This is a genomic window from Cupriavidus basilensis (assembly GCF_000876015.1).
GTDB lineage: Bacteria > Pseudomonadota > Gammaproteobacteria > Burkholderiales > Burkholderiaceae > Cupriavidus > Cupriavidus basilensis_B.
This window is the reverse complement of record NZ_BBQM01000019.1, coordinates 218,947-237,063: the sequence shown is the minus strand read 5'-3', so window position 1 is coordinate 237,063 and position 18,117 is coordinate 218,947. Positions and strand designations below refer to the sequence as shown.

The 18,117-nt window shown below is 72.4% G+C and carries 17 protein-coding genes; 10 read left to right on the top strand and 7 right to left on the bottom strand.

Annotated elements, in window-relative coordinates; all coding sequences use genetic code 11:
* The first annotated feature begins 12 nt into the window (after nt 1-12).
* The 7 genes from KF708C_RS21370 to KF708C_RS21340 all read left to right on the top strand — a co-directional run bounded on the left by KF708C_RS21370 (nt 13) and on the right by KF708C_RS21340 (nt 7,189).
* Nucleotides 13-930, top strand: coding sequence for an ABC transporter permease (locus KF708C_RS21370; protein ID WP_059413172.1), 918 nt, complete (start codon nt 13-15; stop codon nt 928-930).
* Nucleotides 923-1,858, top strand: a complete 936-nt coding sequence (locus KF708C_RS21365; RefSeq protein WP_231586550.1) for an ABC transporter permease — start codon at nt 923-925, stop codon at nt 1,856-1,858. The genes KF708C_RS21370 and KF708C_RS21365 overlap by 8 nt, the downstream gene beginning before the upstream one ends.
* The gene (locus KF708C_RS21360) at nt 1,855-2,946 is read left to right on the top strand and encodes an ABC transporter ATP-binding protein (protein ID WP_063923043.1); all 1,092 of its coding nucleotides are present in this window, start codon (nt 1,855-1,857) and stop codon (nt 2,944-2,946) included. The genes KF708C_RS21365 and KF708C_RS21360 overlap by 4 nt, the downstream gene beginning before the upstream one ends.
* Nucleotides 2,943-3,908 (top strand): ABC transporter ATP-binding protein, encoded by a 966-nt coding sequence (locus KF708C_RS21355; RefSeq protein WP_059413170.1) that lies wholly within the window; start codon nt 2,943-2,945, stop codon nt 3,906-3,908. Before KF708C_RS21360 ends, KF708C_RS21355 begins: the two co-directional genes overlap by 4 nt.
* Nucleotides 3,909-4,128: 220 nt before the next feature.
* A complete protein-coding gene (groES, locus tag KF708C_RS21350; protein ID WP_059413169.1) occupies nt 4,129-4,419 on the top strand; it encodes a co-chaperone GroES in 291 nt (96 codons plus the stop codon).
* 53 nt (nt 4,420-4,472) lie between these two features.
* Nucleotides 4,473-6,104 carry a chaperonin GroEL gene (gene groL, locus KF708C_RS21345; RefSeq protein ID WP_059413168.1) on the top strand — a complete coding sequence of 544 codons (1,632 nt, stop codon included), beginning with the start codon at nt 4,473-4,475 and terminating at the stop codon, nt 6,102-6,104.
* 500 nt (nt 6,105-6,604) lie between these two features.
* Nucleotides 6,605-7,189 carry a ProQ/FinO family protein gene (locus tag KF708C_RS21340; protein ID WP_063923042.1) on the top strand — a complete coding sequence of 195 codons (585 nt, stop codon included), beginning with the start codon at nt 6,605-6,607 and terminating at the stop codon, nt 7,187-7,189.
* 95 nt (nt 7,190-7,284) lie between these two features.
* On the opposite strand, the gene KF708C_RS21335 is transcribed toward KF708C_RS21340, so the two are convergent.
* On the bottom strand, nt 7,285-8,763 hold the full coding sequence (locus KF708C_RS21335) for an aldehyde dehydrogenase family protein (RefSeq protein WP_059413166.1): 1,479 nt from the start codon (nt 8,761-8,763) through the stop codon (nt 7,285-7,287).
* Between the two features lie 53 nt (nt 8,764-8,816).
* Nucleotides 8,817-9,941: an NAD(P)-dependent alcohol dehydrogenase gene (locus KF708C_RS21330; protein ID WP_059413165.1), complete on the bottom strand. Its 1,125-nt coding sequence runs from the start codon at nt 9,939-9,941 to the stop codon at nt 8,817-8,819.
* 233 nt (nt 9,942-10,174) lie between these two features.
* Here KF708C_RS21330 and KF708C_RS21325 point away from each other — a divergent pair, with 233 nt between their 5' ends.
* Complete coding sequence (locus KF708C_RS21325) at nt 10,175-11,200, top strand: AraC family transcriptional regulator (RefSeq protein ID WP_059413164.1); 1,026 nt, start codon at nt 10,175-10,177, stop codon at nt 11,198-11,200.
* Between the two features lie 45 nt (nt 11,201-11,245).
* On the opposite strand, the gene KF708C_RS21320 is transcribed toward KF708C_RS21325, so the two are convergent.
* From KF708C_RS21320 to KF708C_RS21305, 4 genes are all read right to left on the bottom strand, one after another.
* Entirely contained in the window at nt 11,246-11,821 is a 576-nt protein-coding gene (locus KF708C_RS21320; RefSeq protein WP_231586549.1) for a YcbK family protein, read from the bottom strand.
* A gap of 19 nt (nt 11,822-11,840) precedes the next feature.
* Nucleotides 11,841-13,487 (bottom strand): L,D-transpeptidase family protein, encoded by a 1,647-nt coding sequence (locus KF708C_RS21315; RefSeq protein ID WP_082079665.1) that lies wholly within the window; start codon nt 13,485-13,487, stop codon nt 11,841-11,843.
* Nucleotides 13,484-13,939 carry a universal stress protein gene (locus tag KF708C_RS21310; RefSeq protein WP_059413163.1) on the bottom strand — a complete coding sequence of 152 codons (456 nt, stop codon included), beginning with the start codon at nt 13,937-13,939 and terminating at the stop codon, nt 13,484-13,486. Before KF708C_RS21310 ends, KF708C_RS21315 begins: the two co-directional genes overlap by 4 nt.
* Before the next feature lie 129 nt (nt 13,940-14,068).
* The gene (locus KF708C_RS21305; protein ID WP_082079664.1) at nt 14,069-15,085 is read right to left on the bottom strand and encodes a zinc-dependent alcohol dehydrogenase family protein; all 1,017 of its coding nucleotides are present in this window, start codon (nt 15,083-15,085) and stop codon (nt 14,069-14,071) included.
* 276 nt (nt 15,086-15,361) lie between these two features.
* Between KF708C_RS21305 and KF708C_RS21300 the strand changes: the two genes are divergently transcribed.
* Nucleotides 15,362-15,820, top strand: coding sequence for a universal stress protein (locus tag KF708C_RS21300; protein ID WP_059413162.1), 459 nt, complete (start codon nt 15,362-15,364; stop codon nt 15,818-15,820).
* 52 nt (nt 15,821-15,872) lie between these two features.
* Nucleotides 15,873-16,418 (top strand): flavodoxin family protein, encoded by a 546-nt coding sequence (locus tag KF708C_RS21295; RefSeq protein WP_082079663.1) that lies wholly within the window; start codon nt 15,873-15,875, stop codon nt 16,416-16,418.
* A 128-nt stretch (nt 16,419-16,546) separates the two neighbouring features.
* Here KF708C_RS21295 and KF708C_RS21290 read toward each other — a convergent pair whose 3' ends face one another.
* Nucleotides 16,547-18,061, bottom strand: coding sequence for a bifunctional aminoglycoside phosphotransferase/ATP-binding protein (locus tag KF708C_RS21290; protein WP_059413161.1), 1,515 nt, complete (start codon nt 18,059-18,061; stop codon nt 16,547-16,549).
* Nucleotides 18,062-18,117 lie beyond the last annotated feature (56 nt).

Below are 18,117 nucleotides of genomic sequence, written 5' to 3'. Positions count from 1 at the left end.
CCGGGAGCTGCGATGCTGAACTACCTTCTCAGGCGCATCGGCCAGTCGGCGCTGACGGTCTTCCTGGTCATCGCCGTGATCTTCACGGTGGTGCGCGCCATCGGCGACCCGACCCACCTGATGCTGCCGCCGGAAGCCACCGAGGCCGACCGCCAGGTGCTGCGCGAGCAGATGGGGCTGGACCTCCCGCTGCCGGTGCAGTTCGCCAGCTTCGTGGCGGACCTGGCGCACGGCGATTTCGGCACCTCGTACCGCTTCTCGCGCCCGGCGCTGGGCGTGGTGGCGCAGGCGCTGCTGCCCACGCTGCTGCTGGCGGTGGCGGCGCTGGCCGTGGCGGTGCTGATCGGCCTGCCGCTGGGGGTGGCGTCGGCGCTGTGGCCGGACGGCGTGGCGGACCAGTGCGCGCGCATCTTCACCGTGCTCGGGCAGGCGGCGCCGCCGTTCTTCTTCAGCCTGGTGTTCGTCAAGGTGTTCTCGCTGCAGTTCGGCTGGTTCCCGACCGGCGGCTACGGCACCGTCTCGCACTTGGTCCTGCCGATGCTGGCGCTGGGCTGGTACGCGGCGGCCGGCGTGGCGCGGCTGACGCTGTCGAGCATGACCACGGTGCTGCATTCGGAGTACGTGAAGTTCGCCCGCATCAAGGGCGTGCCCGAGCACGTGATCGTGCTGCGCCACGCGCTGCGCAACGCCATCCTGCCGGTGATCACCTTCGTCTCGCTGCAGTTCGGCGTGCTGCTCGGCGGCGCCGTCTCCGTGGAGGTGGTGTTCGCCTGGCCCGGCGTGGGGCAACTGCTGCTCGATTCCATCAACAATCTCGACTACACGGTCGTGCAGGCTGCCGTGACGGTGGCCGCGCTGGTGTTCGCCGCGGTCAACCTCGCGGTGGACCTGCTCTACGCCGTGATCGATCCCCGCATCCGCTATGCCTGATACCGTCCGCGCCGCCATGCGGCCTGTCATTGGCCAGACCGCCGGAAAAACCGTCCGCGAAATACCGGCCGAGCCCGCGCTGCCCGCCGCCACGCAGGCGCGCTCCCGCCGGCGGCTGGCGCGCGCGCAGCGCTGGGCCGCGCTCGCCGTGGTGCTGGCGGTGTGCGCCTGCGCCGTGCTGGCCGAGTGGCTGTCGCCGTTCGACCCGGTGGCCATCGCGCTTGCCGACACCTTCCAGCCGCCGTCGCTGGCGCACTGGATGGGCACCGACCAGCTCGGCCGCGACATCCTCTCGCGCGTGATCCACGGTGCGCGCGTGTCGCTGGCGATCGCGCTGATCGTGGTCACGCTGGCGGGCGTGCTCGGCACGCTGCTCGGCGTGGTCGCCGGCTACCTGGGCGGCGTGGCCGATGCCTTCATCATGCGTCTGACCGACATGCAGCTGGCGTTCCCGGCGGTGATCCTGGCGCTGGTGCTGGCCGGCGTGATCGGCGTCAACATGAGCAACCTGGTGGTGGTGCTGACGCTGGCCAACTGGGCGCGCTTCGCCCGCATCACGCGCGGCGAGGTGCTGTCGCTGAAGTCGCGCGAGTACGTGCTGCTGGTGCGGCTGGCCGGCGCCGGCCCGGCGTGGGTGATGCTGCGGCACATCGTGCCCGGCATCGCCGGCATCTTCGTGGTGCTGGCCACGCTGGACATCGGCAGCGTGATCATTCTCGAGGCCACCATGAGCTTCCTGGGGCTGGGCGTGCAGCCGCCCGCGGCCTCGTGGGGCTCGATGATCGCCGAAGGCCGCGGCCAGCTGAGCACCGCGTGGTGGGTCTGCGTGATGCCGGGCGCGGTGCTGATCGTCACCGTGCTGGCCGTCAATCTGCTGGGGGATGCGCTGCGCGGCAAGCTCAACCCCGTCATTCCGCAGACCTGGTGAACGGGGAACGCATGGACATCCTGCTCGAAGCGCGTGGCCTGGCCACGCAACTGATTACCCGCAACGGCACCATCACCGCGGTCGACCAGGTCAGCCTGGCGGTGCGCAAGGGCAGGGTGCTGGCGCTGGTGGGCGAGTCCGGCTCGGGCAAGAGCATGACCTGCGCCTCCATGCTCGGCCTGCTGCCGGCCAACGGCAAGGTGGTCGGCGGCGAGGTGCTGTTCAAGGGCCGCGACCTGCTGCGCCTGCCCGCGCGCGAATTGCGCAAGGTGCGCGGCCGGCAGATCGGCATGGTGCTGCAGGACGCCATGACCTCGCTCAACCCGCTGCTGACCATCGGCGAGCAGGTCGGCGAGGTGTTCCGCTGGCACCACGGCGTCACCGACCGCCGCGAGCTGCGCCGCCTGAGCATCCAGGCGCTGGAGGCGGTGCGGATTCCCGCCGCCGCCGAGCGGCTCGACAGCTATCCGTTCCAGTTCAGCGGCGGCATGCGCCAGCGCGTGTCCATCGCCATCAACATCGCCTGCTCGCCGGACCTGCTGATCTGCGACGAGCCCACCACGGCGCTCGACGTGACCGTGCAGATGCAGATCCTGGGCCTGCTCAAGGAGCTGCAGGCCACGCGCGACATGACCATCGTGTTCATCACGCACGACCTGCAGCTGGCCGCGCAGTTCTGCGACGACGTGGCCATCATGTACGCGGGCCGCATCGTCGAGCAGGGTCCCATCGCCGAGGTGTTCGCGCATCCCGTGCATCCGTACACCGAAGGCCTGCTGCGCGCGATCCCGTCGCTGTCCGACTGCGACGCGCCGCTGCGGACCATCCCGGGCACGCCGCCGCTGCCGCGCGACTGGGCCCCCGGCTGCCGCTTCGCGGCGCGCTGCCCCGAGGCCGCGGCGCGCTGCCACGCCGCCTACCCGAACTGGTTCGAGTGGGGTGGCGACGATGATGACGGTGGCGACGGCGGCGGCCGGCGCCGCGTGGCCTGCTGGCACACCGCGCAGCGCGTGGAGTCCGCCCGCGCGGGCGCCGACGCCGTGGCGCAGCCCGTTTCCGTTCCTCCCGCCAGGCAGAAGGTCGCATGAGCGCAGCCACCGCATTCATCCGCGCGGAAGACCTGCGCAAGCAGTACCAGGTACGCAAGGGCCTGTTCGGCAAGGGCAAGACCCTGCATGCCGTGGCCGGCGTCGATTTCGAGGTGGCCGCCGGCAGCACCTTCGGGCTGGTGGGCGAGTCCGGCTCGGGCAAGAGCACGCTGGCGCGCCTGCTGCTGGCGGCCGAGCCGCCCAGCGGCGGCCGGCTGCACGTGGACGGCAAGCCGCTGTCCACGCGCACGGCGCGCGAGCGCAAGGCCTTCCACCGGCTGGTGCAGCCGGTGCTGCAGGACCCCTATGCATCGCTCAACCCGCTGATGCGGATCGGCGACATCGTGTCCGAGCCCATGCGCATCCACGGCCTGGCGAAGGGGCCGGCGCTGGCCGCGCGCGTGGCCGCGCTGCTGCAGTCCGTCGGCCTGGCGCCGACGCTGGCGCAGCGCTTTCCCAACGAGCTCAGCGGCGGCCAGCGCCAGCGCGTGGCGATCGCGCGGGCGCTGGGCCTGGCGCCGCGCGCGCTGGTGCTGGACGAGCCGGTGTCGGCGCTCGACGTCTCCATCCAGGCGCAGATCCTCAACCTGCTCAAGGACATCCAGCAGCAGCAGGGGCTGACCTATGTGCTGATCTCGCACGACCTCGCCGTGGTGGCCTACATGAGCAGCCGGATCGGCGTGCTGTACCTGGGCGAGTTCGTGGAGCTGGGCAGCCGCGACGACATCATCCGCCATCCCCGGCATCCCTATACGCGGGCGCTGATGGCGTCCAGCGAAAGCCGCGTGGAAAGCGGCACGCAGGGCGACGCGATGGCGGAGATCCCGTCGCCGATCGCGCTGCCGCAAGGCTGCCGTTTCCAGGCGCGCTGCCCGCATGCCGCGCCGCGCTGCCGCGAGCAGCAGCCGGCGCTGCGGCCGGCCGGCGCCGCGCACCGCGTGGCCTGCCATTTCGATCTCTGAGCGCGGGCGCGCTTCCTTGCGCTCCCTTGGTGCCTCCTTGGCGCCCCTGATAAGGAAATGCGAAACAAGCAGTTGGAGGGCGCGGGGGCGCGTTTCTATACTTGGCACTCGCCGGTGCCGAGTGCTGATCGACCGTGCTGACGCGCGCTGAAACGCGCTGAATCGCATCGACGGCGCAGCGCCGCCCCGGCCCGAATCCCTTTCCCATCCAGGAGCCAGCATGAGCCTTCGTCCCCTGCATGACCGCGTTCTCGTCAAGCGGTCCGACAACGAAACCCGCACCGCGTCCGGCATCGTGATTCCCGACAGCGCCGCCGAGAAGCCCGACCAGGGCGAAGTGATCGCGGTCGGCCCGGGCCGCCGCAACGAGGCCGGCGAGCGCATCGCGCCCGACCTGCGCGTGGGCGACCGCGTGCTGTTCGGCAAGTACGCCGGGCAGGGCGTCAAGGTGGACGGCGAGGAACTGCTGGTGCTGCGCGAGGAAGACATCGTCGCCGTGGTCGAGCGCTGACGCGCCGCCGCACCGTAATCCGACCAACAGACAACGACACAGGAACAACAGCAATGGCAGCGAAAGACGTAGTGTTCAGCGACGTGGCGCGCGCGAAGGTGGTGGAAGGCGTCAACATCCTCGCCAACGCAGTCAAGGTCACGCTCGGTCCCAAGGGCCGCAACGTGGTGCTGGAGCGCAGCTTCGGCAGCCCCACCGTGACCAAGGACGGCGTGTCCGTGGCCAAGGAGATCGAGCTGCAGGACAAGCTGCAGAACGTCGGCGCGCAACTGGTCAAGGAAGTGGCCTCGCGCACCAGCGACAACGCCGGCGACGGCACCACCACCGCCACCGTGCTGGCCCAGGCCATCGTGCGCGAGGGCGTCAAGTACGTGGCGGCGGGCCTGAATCCGCAGGACCTGAAGCGCGGCATCGACAAGGCCGTGGCGGTGGCCATCGAGGAGCTGCGCCGCATCAGCAAGCCGACCACCACCAGCCGCGAGATCGCGCAGGTGGGCACCATCTCGGCCAACGGCGAGAGCGCCATCGGCGAGCGCATCGCCGAGGCCATCGACCGCGTCGGCAAGGAAGGCGTGATCACCGTGGAAGACGGCAAGTCGCTCGGCGACGAGCTCGAAGTGGTGGAAGGCATGCAGTTCGACCGCGGCTACCTGTCGCCGTACTTCATCAACAACCCCGACAAGCAGGTGGTGGTGCTGGAGCAGCCGTTCCTGCTGCTGGTGGACAAGAAGATCTCCAGCATCCGCGACCTGCTGCCGGTGCTGGAGCAGGTGGCCAAGTCCGGCCGCCCGCTGCTGATCATTGCCGAGGACGTCGACGGCGAGGCGCTGGCCACGCTGGTGGTCAACAACATCCGCGGCATCCTGAAGGCCGCCGCCGTCAAGGCGCCGGGCTTCGGCGACCGCCGCAAGGCGCTGCTGGAGGACATCGCCATCCTCACCCGCGGCCAGGTGGTGGCAGAGGAAGTCGGCCTGTCGCTGGAGAAGGCCACGCTGGAAGAACTGGGCCAGGCCGCGCGCGTGGAGATCGGCAAGGAAAACACCACCATCATCGACGGCGCCGGCGACGCCGCGCAGATCCAGGCGCGCGTCAAGCGCATCCGCACCCAGATCGACGAGGCCACCTCCGACTACGACCGCGAGAAGCTGCAGGAGCGCGTGGCCAAGCTGGCCGGCGGCGTGGCCGTGCTCAAGGTCGGCGGCGCCACCGAGGTCGAGGTCAAGGAAAAGAAGGCGCGCGTCGAAGACGCGCTGCACGCCACCCGCGCCGCGGTGGAAGAAGGCATCGTGGCCGGCGGCGGCGTGGCGCTGATCCGCGCGCGCCAGGCCGTCAAGGGCGTGACCGGCGCCAACCCGGACCAGCAGGCCGGCATCAAGATCGTGCTGCGCGCGCTGGAAGAGCCGCTGCGCCAGATCGTCACCAACGCCGGCGAGGAAGCCAGCGTGATCGTGGCGCGCGTGGAGGAGGGCTCGGGCAACTTCGGCTACAACGCGGCCACCGGCGAATACGGCGACCTCGTGGAAGGCGGCGTGGTCGACCCGACCAAGGTCACGCGCACCGCGCTGCAGAACGCCGCCTCGGTGGCCGGCCTGATCCTGACCACGGACGCGGCGGTGATCGAACTGCCCAAGGCCGACGCCGCGCCCGCGCTGCCGGGCGGCGCGCCGGGTGGGCTGGATTTCTGAGCCTGACGGCCGGTTGATGGCCGTGGCGGGTGACGTGGCCTGCCGGCGGAAATCAGCCTGATGCGTGTTGTCGCCTCGCTCCCGCGTGCGGGAGCGAGGCAGGGGGAGAGGGGCGGCGCCGCCACGAAGCGACAGTGACCGCCTGTGCCGCGCGCGGGCGCTGGCCCTTTCCCCCGGCCCCTCTCACACGCTGCGGGAGAGGGGAGCAAACCTTCTCCTTCGCTCGAATCCTCGCGCAAATGCCGGCCCGAACCGGCGCCGGAGGGCATCGGCAATTGGCATGTTCCGCGCCGCCCGACTACCCTTCACCCATCCCCGAAGCAACATGATTCAAGCCGGCAGCCGCCAGGATTGCTAGACTGTGGGGTTGCCGCTGCCCCGGTCCGGCCCCGATGGCCTGGATGGCGGGTCTTTCCGCCATCTTCCGGGCCAGCGCCGGGGAGATGGCTGGCGGGATGGTTGCCACCCGGCACGAATAACTTTCTTGAAGCGGATGCACTATGGGTTTTGAACAACTTGCCGCGTTGAAGCAGCAACTGGCGGCGCAGGCTAAAGAGGCCCGGCAGGGCAAAGAGGCCAGGGCGGACAAGGCGGACAAGCGGAAGGCCTCGCCCCGGCGGCCGGAGAAGAAGGAGCCGGTCGACCCGGTGGTCGAATCGATCTGGCGCCTGCAAAGGCACTTCCCGCGGGCGTTTCCCAAGAATCCCGCGCCCAAGCTGCCGCTCAAGCAGGGCATTCTCGACGATGCCGCGCTGCAGCTCGACACGCTGGGCCTGACCCGCGAGCAGTTGCAGCAGGCGATTGCCGCGTGGTGCCAGGGCAGCCGCTATTGGGCGTGCCTGGTGGAGGGCGCGGCGCGTGTCGACCTGCAGGGCAACCCGGTCGGCAGCGTGAGCGCGGACCAGGCCGCGCGGGCGCGGCGCCAGGGGGCGCGGCGCGCGCCCGGGCGCGGCGGCCGCAAGGGCGGTGGCAAGGACAGCGGCAAGGATGGCGGCAAGGAAGTCGCCGCCGCCGCGGTCGCGCCGGCGCCCGCGCAGAACGACAACGCGGCGGCGGACACGCCGCCGCCCGCCGACGGCGCCTGAGCGCGGCGCGGGCGCGCAGCCGCGCGGGCCTTTGCGGGCCCGCGCGGCTCATGCGCTGTTCATGCGCGGCTCACGCCTGACGCATCGCGCCCGACTCACACCTGCCCCGGCGGCACGAACTGCGGCGCCGACACCCTGTTCTGCACGGTGATCGACTTGACGTGCGAGTACAGGTTCAGCGTCTCGTGGCAATGCTCGCGGCCGATCCCGCTTTCCTTCACGCCGCCGAAGGGCGAGCCGCTGTTGAGGTTGAAATAGTGGTTGATCCACACCGAGCCGGCTTCGAGCGCGTCGGCGGTGCGCATGGCGTTCTCGAGGCCGGCGGTGTAGATGCCGGCAGCCAGTCCGTAGCGCACGTCGTTGGCTTCGCGCAGCATCGCGTCGTGGTCGCGCCAGCGGATCACGCTGAGGACCGGCCCGAAAATCTCTTCCTGGGCGATGCGCATGTCGTTGCGCGCCTCGAATATGGTCGGCCGGACGAAGCAGCCGGCCTCGCACCCGGGCACCCGCACGCGTTCGCCGCCGGCCAGCAGCCGCGCGCCTTCGGCCTTGCCCAGGCCGATGTAGTCCAGCACCCGCGCTCCCTGCCGTTCCGAGACCAGGCAGCTTAGCCGCGTGTCCGCCGCCAGCGGGTCGCCGACCCGGATGCGCGCGGCCGCGCCGGCCAGCGCTTCGGTGAAGGGCCGGTAGATGTCGTCGTGAACGAACAGCCGCGTGCCGGCCAGGCAGGACTGCCCGTTGCAGTACATGGCGGCGAACAGCGCGTTGTCGACCACCGCGCCGATGTCCTCGATGTCGGGGAACACGATGTTCGGGCTCTTGCCGCCGAGTTCCAGCGAGACCGGCACCAGCCGCTCGGCGCCGGCATGGCCGATGATGCGCCCGACCTCGGCGCTGCCGGTGAAGGCCAGCTTGGCGACGCCGGGGTGGCGCGTCAGCGCGGCGCCGGCTTCCTCGCCGAAGCCGGGAACCACGTTGACCACGCCGGGCGGGAAGATGCGCGCGGCGATCGCGGCGAATTCCAGCGTGGAGAGCGAGGCGTTCTCGTCCGGCTTGAGCACGATGGTGTTGCCGGCGGCGAGCGCCGGCGCCACCTTGAGCGCCACCATGATGGCGGGCACGTTCCACGGAATGATCTGGCCGACCACGCCGATGGGCTCGCGCTTGGCGATCAGGTAGCCGTCGGGGATCGGCCGGCCGTGGCCTTCGTGGGTGAGGATGGCGCCGGCGAAATAGCGGTACTGGGCCACGGCGATCTGGTAGTCGATCAGCGTCTCGGCGAGGCGGCGGCCGATGTCCTGCGCGTCGATGCGCGCCAGGCGCGGTGCCTGCGCCTCGAGCGCGTCGGCCAGGCGGTTGAGCAGCGCCGAGCGCGTTTCGTAGGTGGTGGCCTTCCAGGCCGGCAGCGCGCGCCGCGCGGCCGCGACGGCGGCGTCGATCTCGGCGGCGCCGCAGCGCGCGATGTCGGCCAGGTGCGCGCCGGTGGCGGCATTGGTGGCGGCGAAGGTGGTCATGATGGCGCCGGCCTCGGCCGCGAACGGGCGGCCGCCGATGTGGGCGTGATAGGTGTTCATGGTGTCGGAGTGCAATCTGATTTCGGTCTGAGTCCGGTCGGGACGGGGAGGGGTCAGCGGCCGATGCGCAGGACCGGCTTCAGCGTCAGGCCCTTCTCGCTGTCCGCGGCGGCCTGGTTGATCTGCTCGAACGGGTAGAACTTCACCAGCTTGTCGAACGGGAAGCGGCCCTGCAGGTAGAGCCTCACGAGGTCGGGAATGAACCGCTGCGGCACGCTGTCGCCTTCGCAGATGCCCTGGATGCGCTTGCCGGCGATCAGCAGGTCGTTGACGTCGAAGTCCGCCGCGGTGCCCAGCGGCGAGGCGCCCACCACGCCGAGCGTGCCGAGGCGGCCCAGCGCGGCCACGCCCTGGCGCAGCACTTCCGGGCGGCCGGTGGATTCCAGCGCGTAGTCGGCGCCGCCGCCGGTGGCCTGCCGCACGGCCTCGGCGAGGTCGCCCGCGCGGCTGTCGACGGTGTGGGTGGCGCCCAGCGCGCGGGCCAGCGCCAGCCGGGCGGGCACCACGTCGACGGCGACGATGGTGGCGGCGCCCGCGGCGCGCGCCGCGAGCACGGCCGAGAGCCCGACCGCGCCGGCGCCGAGCGCGGCGAAGCTGCTGCCGGGGCGCACCGCGAGCGCGTTGATGACGGCGCCGGCGCCGGTCTGGATGCCGCAGCCGAGCGGCCCCAGCAGTTCCAGCGGCGCTTCCCGCGGCACCTTGATGGCGCTGCCTTCGCGGCTCAGGGCGTAGGTGGCGAACGACGACTGGGCGAAGAAGTGGTCGTGGACGGGCTGGCCGTGCGCGTCTTCGATGGCGCAGTCGCCGTGCGGGCCGGCGCCGCCGAAGTTGCGCGCGTAGAACGCATCGCAATAGGCCGCGTGGCCGCCGCCGCAGGACGGGCAGTGCCCGCAGGCGCCATAGGTCAGCACCACGTGGTCGCCGATGGCGAGGCGCTCGACCCGCGGCCCCACGGCGGCGACCACGCCCGCGCCTTCGTGGCCGAGCACGGCCGGCAGCGGCACCGGGTAGAACTGGTCGCGCACGATCATGTCGGTGTGGCACATGCCGGTGGCGACGATGCGCACCAGCACTTCGTTGCCGCGCGGCGCGCGCAGGCGGACCGGTTCCAGCACGAAGGGGGCGCCTCGGGCGCGGGTGACGGCGGCGGTGGCTTCGTAGAAAGCGGGGGTGCTCATGATGTCTCCTGGTGGCGGCGGTGCGATACTGCGGCCATTGGCCCCGGCTCTGGCTGGCCGGCTGGCCGGCGCGGCCGCGGCGCACCGCGTGGGCAGATCATCGGCGCGGGGCGGGCCGCGGCGCTATCGATCCGGCGCCACGGCTATCGGCGCAGCGCCGTTACTGTGGCGCGGCACCCTTGCCCGAGGGTTATCCCGCGGGCATGGCGCGCGATCGAGGAGGAAGACATCGGATGGAACCCGCTACCGTACCCGGCACCGCCTTCGACGCGGCGGCCTCCGCGCCGGACTGGCATGCCGCCGAGATGCCCGAGTCGGCCAGGCTGTTCGAGTCCGGCGATCTCGGCCTGGCGCGCGACGAGATCGGGCGGGTCTACTGCCCGTACCGCTACCGCGCCGGCGGCGCCAGCCGGCATCCCGCCAGCATGCACAACCTGCCGGGCGCGCAGGTCGGCCTGTCGCGCTTTGCCTATGGCCGGGAGATCGCGATCGAGCCGGAGGTGTTCCCCGATTTCGCGCTGGTCCTGGCCACCGTCGCGGGGCACGCGGACATCGAGGCCGGCGGGTTTCGCCACAGTGGCGCGGCGGGCGTGGTGGTGGTGCCGCCCGGGGTCGCTTCGCGCTACCGGTACAGCGCGGACAACGTGCAGCTGGTCGCGCGCATCGACATCGGGCGCGTGGCCGCGGTCGGCCGGGCGCTGTCCGGCCGCGGCGGCGCGCGGTTCGCCCTGCGCCCGCAGGCGCTGGTGCGGCGCGCGCAGGTGGCGCGCTGGCTGGCGCTGCTGCAGGGGCTCAAGCAGGCGCTGCACCCGGACGCGCCGCCGCCGCTGCGGGCCATGCTGCTGCCGCGGGCGGAGGAGCTGCTGATCCTGGACCTGCTGTTCGAGCAGGACGCGCTGCGCGGCACGGAAGCATCGCCCGCGGGCGGCGTCAGCCCGGCCTGCCTGCGCCGCGCGGTCGCGTTCATCGAGGCGCACGCGGACCAGCCGCTGACCTTGCTGGCGGTGGCCGGCGCGGCGCAGTGCAGCGTGCGCACCTTGCAGCGGGTCTTCCACGACTGGCGCGGCATCGGCGTGATGCAGTTCCTGAAGGCGGTGCGATTGCAGCGCGTCAGGCGCGTCCTGCTCGACGCGGATGGCGGCGAGACCGTGACCGGGGCCGCGCTGCGCTGGGGCTTTGCGCACCTGGGACAGTTCGCCGTGGACTACCGCAAGGCGTTCGGCGAGAAGCCGTCCGAGACGCTGCGGCGGCGCGGCTGAGGCCGCCCGCCGTTATCCCGCCCGGAATGCCTATCCTCCGGGCCGCTACCAGTCGCGCACGCGCCCGGTGTCGGCGTGCACGAACTGCTCGTGCGGATAGAAGCCCACGCCGCCGCCGCGCAGGGACAGCGCCGCGTCGCGCAGGTCGGCCAGCGGCACGCCGGCCAGGCGGATGTCGATGGCCTTGCCGTCCATGTGCAGGCTGTGGCTGGCCACGCCGCCGCCGCGCGTCTTGCGCAGCCGCGCGTTGGTGGCCGGGCTGCGGTAGCCGGAGATCACCTGGAACGGGCTGTCGCTGTCGAGCGTGCGGCGCAGGCGGTAGAGCAGCGTGAACAGCTGCGGGTCGATGACGCCGGCCTGTCCGCTGTAGTGGTCGCGCAGGAAGTGGTTGAGCGCGGCCAGCGACTCGGGCACGAACTGGTCGCCCACGGCGAACACCAGCGCGATGCGCTCGCCGGTGTGGGTGTGGTCGAACGACAGGCTGCGCGCGTCCGGCAAGGCCGCCAGCGAGGCGAAGGCGGGGCGCGCCGCCAGCGGCAGCGCGGCGCCGGCCAGCGCCAGTTGCGCCGAGCGCGACAGGAAGGCGCGGCGGGGGAAGGGCTTGGGCATCGGCTTGGGCATCGGGTGTTTCCTCCTGGCGTCAGGGCGCGGCCTGGGCGGGCGCGCCGGCAGCGCTGCCCGCGCGCCGGCTGGCCGAATGTTGCCGCAGGGCCCGGTCCAGCAGGCCGTCGAGCCCGTAGATGTCGTTGAAGAAATATACACGCCCGTCGGCCTTGACGATGGCGGTGCCGTAGGCGAGCACCACGGGCAGCGGTTCCTGCAGCCGCAGCGTGCTCGACTGGCCCTTGTCCATCGCCTGGCGGATGCGCGCCTCGTTCCAGCCGGGCATGTCGCGCAGGACGAAGCCGGCCAGCGCCACCGGGTCTTCCACGCGGATGCAGCCGTGGCTGAAGTCGCGGCGGTCGCGCGTGAACAGTTGCGGCGCCGGCGTGTGGTGCAGGTAGATGTTGTCGTTGTTGGGGAAGATGAACTTGATGTCGCCGAGCGCGTTGAGCGGCCCGGGGCGCTGCCGTATGCGCATCTGCCCGCGCTGCGCGGCGTCGAGGTTCGCCGCCGACAGCACCGCCGAGACCTTGCCGTCGCCGCCGACGAACTCCAGCCCCTGCCGCGTGAAATAGGCGGGGTCGCGGCGCAGCCGGGGCAGGGTCTCCGCGCGCGCGATGGACGGCGGAATGTTCCAGTAGGGGCTGAACTCGATGAAGCGCATGTCCTCCTTGAACAGCGGCGTGCGCGTGTCGAGCGCCTTGCCGACGATGACCTTCATCTCGGCCCTGACCCGCACGCCGCCGTCCTCCACCTCGTAGGCGCGCAGCACGAACTCCGGCACGTTGACCACGATCATGCGCGGGCCGTCCAGCAGCGGCGTCCAGCGCAGGCGCTCCAGCGTGAGCTCGATCTGGCGCACGCGGCCGGCCGGCGGCGTGTTCAGCTGCGCGAACGTCCCCGCGCCGATCACGCCGTCCGGGTCCAGTCCGTGGCGCGACTGGAAGGCCTTGACGCCGTCCACCAGCGCGCCTTCGTAGCGCGCGGGCGCCGCGCCGGCGGGCTGGCCGGCGGGCAGGTCGCCCAGCGCGGCCAGGCGCTGCGCCAGCGCCGGCGCGCCGGCGTAGGGCGCGCCCGGCGCCAGCTTGCGCGCCGGCAGCGGCGGCAGCGGCGCCTGCCAGGCAGGGCCGGCGGCCAGCGCGCGGTAGCGGGCCAGCGCGTCGCGCAGGGCGCCGTAGAGCGGGAACGAGGGCGCCGCCTGCCGCACCGCCTCGGGCAGGCGGTGCGCGGCGACGGCGGCGCGCAGGTAGGCGGCGGCGTCGAAGCGGGCGTCGGCCGCGCCGGAGAAATTCTCGTGGATCTGGCGCGGGTCGATGCGGCCGCCGTGCAGGTCGGCCAGGTAGCGCTCCATCGCCGCCGTCAGCGCCCGGTCGAGGCCGGCCGCGGCGTCCGGCGCCAGCGGCGGCCCGTCCTGCGCCTGCGCGAGGGCGCGGCGCAGCGCGGCGGCGCCGTAGTCGTCCGGCTCGAGCCCGTCGGCGGCGGCATCGGCAAGGCTGTCGACGGCCTGCTGCGCCTCGGCCACGGGGCGGCCCTGGGCGAACCACAGCCCGGCCTCGGTGGCCAGCGCGCCGGCATGCCAGGCCGCCAGCGCGGCGGCCAGCAGGGCAGCGACCAGCGGCGCCTTCAGGATCGCGGCGGTGCCGGCGTGGCCGCGTGGCGGGGCAGTGCGGTGCGCTGCCCTCATTCCTTGATTTCGCTGCGGATCAGCAGCACGGGCTTGCTGCTTTCGCGCACCACGCCTTCGGCCACGCTGCCCATGACCATGCGCTTGACGCCGCGGCGGCCGTGCGTGCCCATCACGATCAGGTCGGCGCCCCAGCTATTGGCCTCGCCGACGATGGTCTCGGCGATCAGGCCGGGCGAGACCGGGTTCTCGATCAGCTTGGTGGCGTGGCGCACGCCGGCTTCCGTCATGCGCCGGGCGGCCGCGGCCAGCGTTTCCTCGCCCATCGTGCGGATGCTGTCCATCAGCCAGGACGGGTAGGTGGTGCCGGCGAAGTAGAACACGTCGGCGTCGTCGGCCACGAACAGCGCCTTGATTTCGCCGCCGGTCGCCTTGGCGAAGAGGATGGCCTGGCTCACGGCCAGGTCCGAGGAGCGGCTGCCGTCCACCGCGAGCAAGATCTTGTCGTACATGATGATGTTTCTCCTGGCTGAGCAGCCGCTGTGTTCGTCAGTATTCGCCGTGTGACAAGGGCAGCCTCCCCGCGGGGGGCGCCGTTGCCTGGAGAATAAGGGCCGGCGCCGTCCGGGGGTTGACGCACATCAAGCGCCCGCCGCGTCCGCGCCGATGCGCAGCACCGCGGCGCCGCTGAGGGTGCCCGCGCGCAGGTCGGCCAGCGCGGCGTTGGCCTGCTCCAGCGCATAGACCTTGATGGTAGTGCGCAGCGGCGTGTCCTGCGCGATCCGCATCAGGGCCTCGCCGTCCTCGCGCGTGAGGTTGGCCACCGAGACCAGGGACCGCTCCTCCCACAGCAGCCGGTACGCGAAGGCCGGGATGTCGCTCATGTGGATGCCGCCGCAGACCACCGTGCCGCCCTTGTCGACTGCCTGCAGCGCCAGCGGCACCAGCGCGCCGACCGGCGCGAAGATCAGCGCGGCGTCGAGCAGGCGCGGCGGCGGCTGGTCGCTGGGGCCGGTCCAGCAGGCGCCGGTGGCGCGCGCCAGCCGGCTGGCGGCGTCGTCGCCGGGGCGCGTGAAGGCGTAGATCTCGCGCTGCTGCGCCACCGCGATCTGCGTCACCAGGTGGGCCGCCGCGCCGAAGCCGTAGATGCCGATGCGCCGGGCCGCGCCGGCCATGCGCAGCGTGCGATAGCCGATCAGGCCCGCGCACAGCAGCGGCGCGGCGTGCTCGTCGTCGTAGCGGTCCGGGATGCGGAAGCAATAGCGGCTGTCGGCCACCACGTACTCGGCGTAGCCGCCGTCGCGCGTGTAGCCGGTGAACTGCGGCGCGTCGCACAGGTTCTCGCGGTGCGCCGCGCAGAACGGGCAGTGCCCGCAGGTCCGGCCCAGCCAGGGCACGCCCACGCGGTCGCCCGCGGCGAAGCCGGTGACGCCCGCGCCGCAGGACTCGACCCGGCCGACGATCTCGTGGCCCGGAATCAGCGCGGGCTTGGGCTGCGCCAGCTCGCCGTCGAGGATGTGCAGGTCGGTGCGGCAGACGCCGCAGGCAGTCACGGCGATCCGCACCTCGCCTGGCCCGGGCACCGGCACCGGCACGCGCGCCGCGCGCAGGACCGGGCCGCCGCCGTCGAACACCATCGCTCGCATCCACTGCTGCATCTCCGCCTCCTTGCCGGCCGCCGGCCGGATTATCCTGTTTCCATGCTAGGCCACGCCGCGCGCGGCCGCTTGCGCCGCATCAAGGTGGCGCGTGGTGGCGCGTGGTGGCGGGGCAGCCCCCGGAGCGCGCCGGCAAAGCTGCGAAATGCATGATCCACATCAACATGGCCGGCGCCGGCGCGGACAAACTGGAACCATCGGGACCAGGGCTGCCGCAGGGGCGGCCATGTTCCCCCCTTTGATGACCGCGGAGCGACCGCGGCGGGAGAGAAGACGATGTACAGCAAGATCCTGGTTGCCGTGGACGGCAGCGAATCCTCCATGCAGGCGCTGGACGAGGCGCTGCGCGTGGCCGGCGCGACCGGCGCCGAACTGGTGGTGGTGCATGTGATCGACAACAGCTACCTGCGCTACGAGGTCGGTTATGTCGACCTGACGGACCTGCGCTCCAGCCTGGTCGAGGGCGGGCAGCAACTGCTCGACGAGGCCAAGGCCCTCGCCGCGGCGGCAAAGGTCAAGTGCTCGACCATCATGATCGACGAGCCGCTCGCGATCGGCGACGTCTCCAGCGCGATCGAGCAGGCGGCGGAGCAGGCCGGCGCCGAGCTGCTGGTGGTGGGCACGCACGGCCGCCGCGGCGTCAAGCGGCTGCTGATGGGCAGCGTGGCCGAGGGCCTGGTGCGGCAGAGCCACCTGCCGGTGCTGCTGGTGCACGCGCCGAAGCCGGCGCAATAGGCAACCACGCAGCGAACCACGCAGCCAACCACGCCAAGATGGCCGGGGAGACATGATGAACGACAACGAGCAAGGCATCCAGATCGTCTATTACTCGCGCACCGGCACCGCGCGCCAGGTCGCCGAAGACCTGGCGGCGCTGACCGGCTGGCCGCTCGCGGAAGTCAGCGACGTGGCCACCCGCGCCGGGCTGGCGGGCGACCTGCGCTGCGTGATCGACAACCTGCTGCTGCGCCGCGTGGCCTATCGCTACGGCGGGCCGGCGCCGGCCGACTGCCGGCGGCTGGTGATCGTCGCGCCGGTCTGGATCGGCAAGCTGGCCGCGCCGATGCGCAGCTTCCTGCGCGAGCGCGCGCCGCTGGGCTGCGATACGTCGGTGATCTGCGTGATGTCGCGGCAGGGCGCGTTCAACGCCGCGGAAGAGATCGCCCGCCTGGGCAGGACGCCGCCGTCGCCGGTGCTGGCGCTGCGCCAGAGCGACGTGGTCAGCGGCACGGTGCAGCAGCCCTTGCGCACCTTCGCCGACCAGGTCGAGGCCGCGGGCAGGCAGGGCGGCGGCGCGCAGCGCCCCGCGTGGATCTCGCCCAAGGAAGCCTGAGCCAGCGCAGCCAGGCCCGCGCGCGGCGGGCCTGGTTCAATTTCCACCCTTCAATTTCCATCCATCTCTGGATCTGGAGGTGTCGGCGTGCTGCCGGCGTGACGGAGCGTGCCGGCGCCGCCGGCGTGTCAGGCCAGCGTCCCGGCGCCGATCCGCACCACGTGGCGCCATTCGTCGCTGCCGAGCGGCTCCTGCGTGCGCCGCTGTCCTTCCAGCACCTGCAGCGTGGCGTCGGACGGATCGCCGCCCTGCCGCGTCCGCGCCGCGATGCGCTCGCGCAGGACGGCCACGTCGGCATCGCAGTCGACGATGGAGAAGGGCACGCCGCGCCGCGCCGCCAGCGCGGCGAACTGCTGCCGCTGGCCGCGCGCGAGGAAGGTCGCGTCGGCGATCATGGGAAAGCCCGCGCCGCTGCCCAGGCGGCAGATCGCCAGCATGCGCCGGTAGACGCGCGCGGTGCGCCCGGGCGCGTAAAGCTCGCCGCCGGGCGGGCCGGCGCGGCGCGCGGCGCGCTTGCGCTCGGCGTCGGAGCGCACCCGCACCATCGCCCCGGCCAGCGCCAGGCGCCGGGAGACCGTGCTTTTGCCGCTGCCGGACAGCCCGTGCATGATGGTGATGGCGCCCGGGCGGCGCGTCAGCGTGGAGGCGGCCAGCCCCAGCAGGTCCTTGCACAGCAGCCGCGTCCTGGCGGTTTCCTCGGCGCTGATGGCGCCGGCCGCGCCGCGCTGCCGCGCGCGCTCGAGCAGCACGCGCGCGCGCACCACGGCGCGCATGGCGGTGTAGAACGGCAGCACGGCCAGCGCGGCGTAGTCGCCGCTGCATTCCAGGTAGGTGTTGAGCAGCCGGTAGGCCAGGTCCTGCCGGCCGTGGTGCTGCAGGTCCATGAACAGGAAGGCGATGTCGCTGGCGGTGTCGATCCAGCGCAGCCCGGCGTCGAATTCCAGGCAGTCGAACGGCGTCGGCACCTCGTCGATCAGCGCGACGTTGCCCAGATGCAGGTCGCCGTGGCATTCCCTGACGTGGCCGCTGGCCAGCCGCTTGCCGAAGGCGGCCCGCAGCGCCGCCGCCCGCTCGCGCAGCAGCGCCGCCACCCGCGCCGTCATGGCGTCTTCCGGCGCGAGCGCGGCCAGCCCGGCCAGCGCCTGTTCCATCACCGCGCCGATCTGCGCCGGGGTGCCGTGGCCGCCGCCGGGGGCCGCCGCCGGGGCGGCGCGGTGGAAGGCGGAGAGCTGGCGGCCCAGCGCCTCGACCTGCGGGCCGCTCAACTGGTCGGCCTCGGCCATCGTGGCCAGCAGGTCGCGCTGGCGGAAGCGGCGCATCTTGACGGCGTATTCCAGCGCCGGGCCGTCGCCGCCGACCGTGACCTCGCGCGGCCCGGGGCCGGCGGCGATCGGCACGACGCCGAGGTACAGCGGCGCGGCCAGCCGCCGGTTGAGCCGCAGCTCGGTTTCGCAATCGGCGCGGCGCGCCGCCAGGCTGCGGAAATCGACGAAGTCCAGGCATACCGGCTTGCGCACCTTGTAGGCGAAGGCACCAGCCAGGAAGACTTGCGAGATGTGGGTTTCGATCAGCGTGACCTTGTCCACGGGGTGGGGGTAGGCCGCGGGCCGCATCAGCGCCCGCGCGAGTCCCTCGGATTCCATGCTCGGCTCTCCCGGGTGGCGCCCGCCGGTGCCGGCGGGCCGAGTCTCCATGCTAG

What these genes read in the sequence shown, in the direction of transcription:
- KF708C_RS21305 (WP_082079664.1), bottom strand. Translation starts at nt 15,085, where the DNA reads ATGCAGCAGTGGATGCGAGCGATGGTGTTCGACGGCGGCGGCCCGGTC.
- KF708C_RS21335 (WP_059413166.1), bottom strand. Translation starts at nt 8,763, where the DNA reads ATGAACACCTATCACGCCCACATCGGCGGCCGCCCGTTCGCGGCCGAG.
- KF708C_RS21355 (WP_059413170.1), top strand. Translation starts at nt 2,943, where the DNA reads ATGAGCGCAGCCACCGCATTCATCCGCGCGGAAGACCTGCGCAAGCAG.
- KF708C_RS21295 (WP_082079663.1), top strand. Translation starts at nt 15,873, where the DNA reads ATGATGAACGACAACGAGCAAGGCATCCAGATCGTCTATTACTCGCGC.
- groL (WP_059413168.1), top strand. Translation starts at nt 4,473, where the DNA reads ATGGCAGCGAAAGACGTAGTGTTCAGCGACGTGGCGCGCGCGAAGGTG.
- KF708C_RS21300 (WP_059413162.1), top strand. Translation starts at nt 15,362, where the DNA reads ATGTACAGCAAGATCCTGGTTGCCGTGGACGGCAGCGAATCCTCCATG.
- KF708C_RS21320 (WP_231586549.1), bottom strand. Translation starts at nt 11,821, where the DNA reads ATGCCCAAGCCGATGCCCAAGCCCTTCCCCCGCCGCGCCTTCCTGTCG.
- KF708C_RS21315 (WP_082079665.1), bottom strand. Translation starts at nt 13,487, where the DNA reads ATGAGGGCAGCGCACCGCACTGCCCCGCCACGCGGCCACGCCGGCACC.
- KF708C_RS21340 (WP_063923042.1), top strand. Translation starts at nt 6,605, where the DNA reads ATGGGTTTTGAACAACTTGCCGCGTTGAAGCAGCAACTGGCGGCGCAG.
- KF708C_RS21290 (WP_059413161.1), bottom strand. Translation starts at nt 18,061, where the DNA reads ATGGAATCCGAGGGACTCGCGCGGGCGCTGATGCGGCCCGCGGCCTAC.
- KF708C_RS21325 (WP_059413164.1), top strand. Translation starts at nt 10,175, where the DNA reads ATGGAACCCGCTACCGTACCCGGCACCGCCTTCGACGCGGCGGCCTCC.
- KF708C_RS21370 (WP_059413172.1), top strand. Translation starts at nt 13, where the DNA reads ATGCTGAACTACCTTCTCAGGCGCATCGGCCAGTCGGCGCTGACGGTC.
- groES (WP_059413169.1), top strand. Translation starts at nt 4,129, where the DNA reads ATGAGCCTTCGTCCCCTGCATGACCGCGTTCTCGTCAAGCGGTCCGAC.
- KF708C_RS21310 (WP_059413163.1), bottom strand. Translation starts at nt 13,939, where the DNA reads ATGTACGACAAGATCTTGCTCGCGGTGGACGGCAGCCGCTCCTCGGAC.
- KF708C_RS21365 (WP_231586550.1), top strand. Translation starts at nt 923, where the DNA reads ATGCCTGATACCGTCCGCGCCGCCATGCGGCCTGTCATTGGCCAGACC.
- KF708C_RS21330 (WP_059413165.1), bottom strand. Translation starts at nt 9,941, where the DNA reads ATGAGCACCCCCGCTTTCTACGAAGCCACCGCCGCCGTCACCCGCGCC.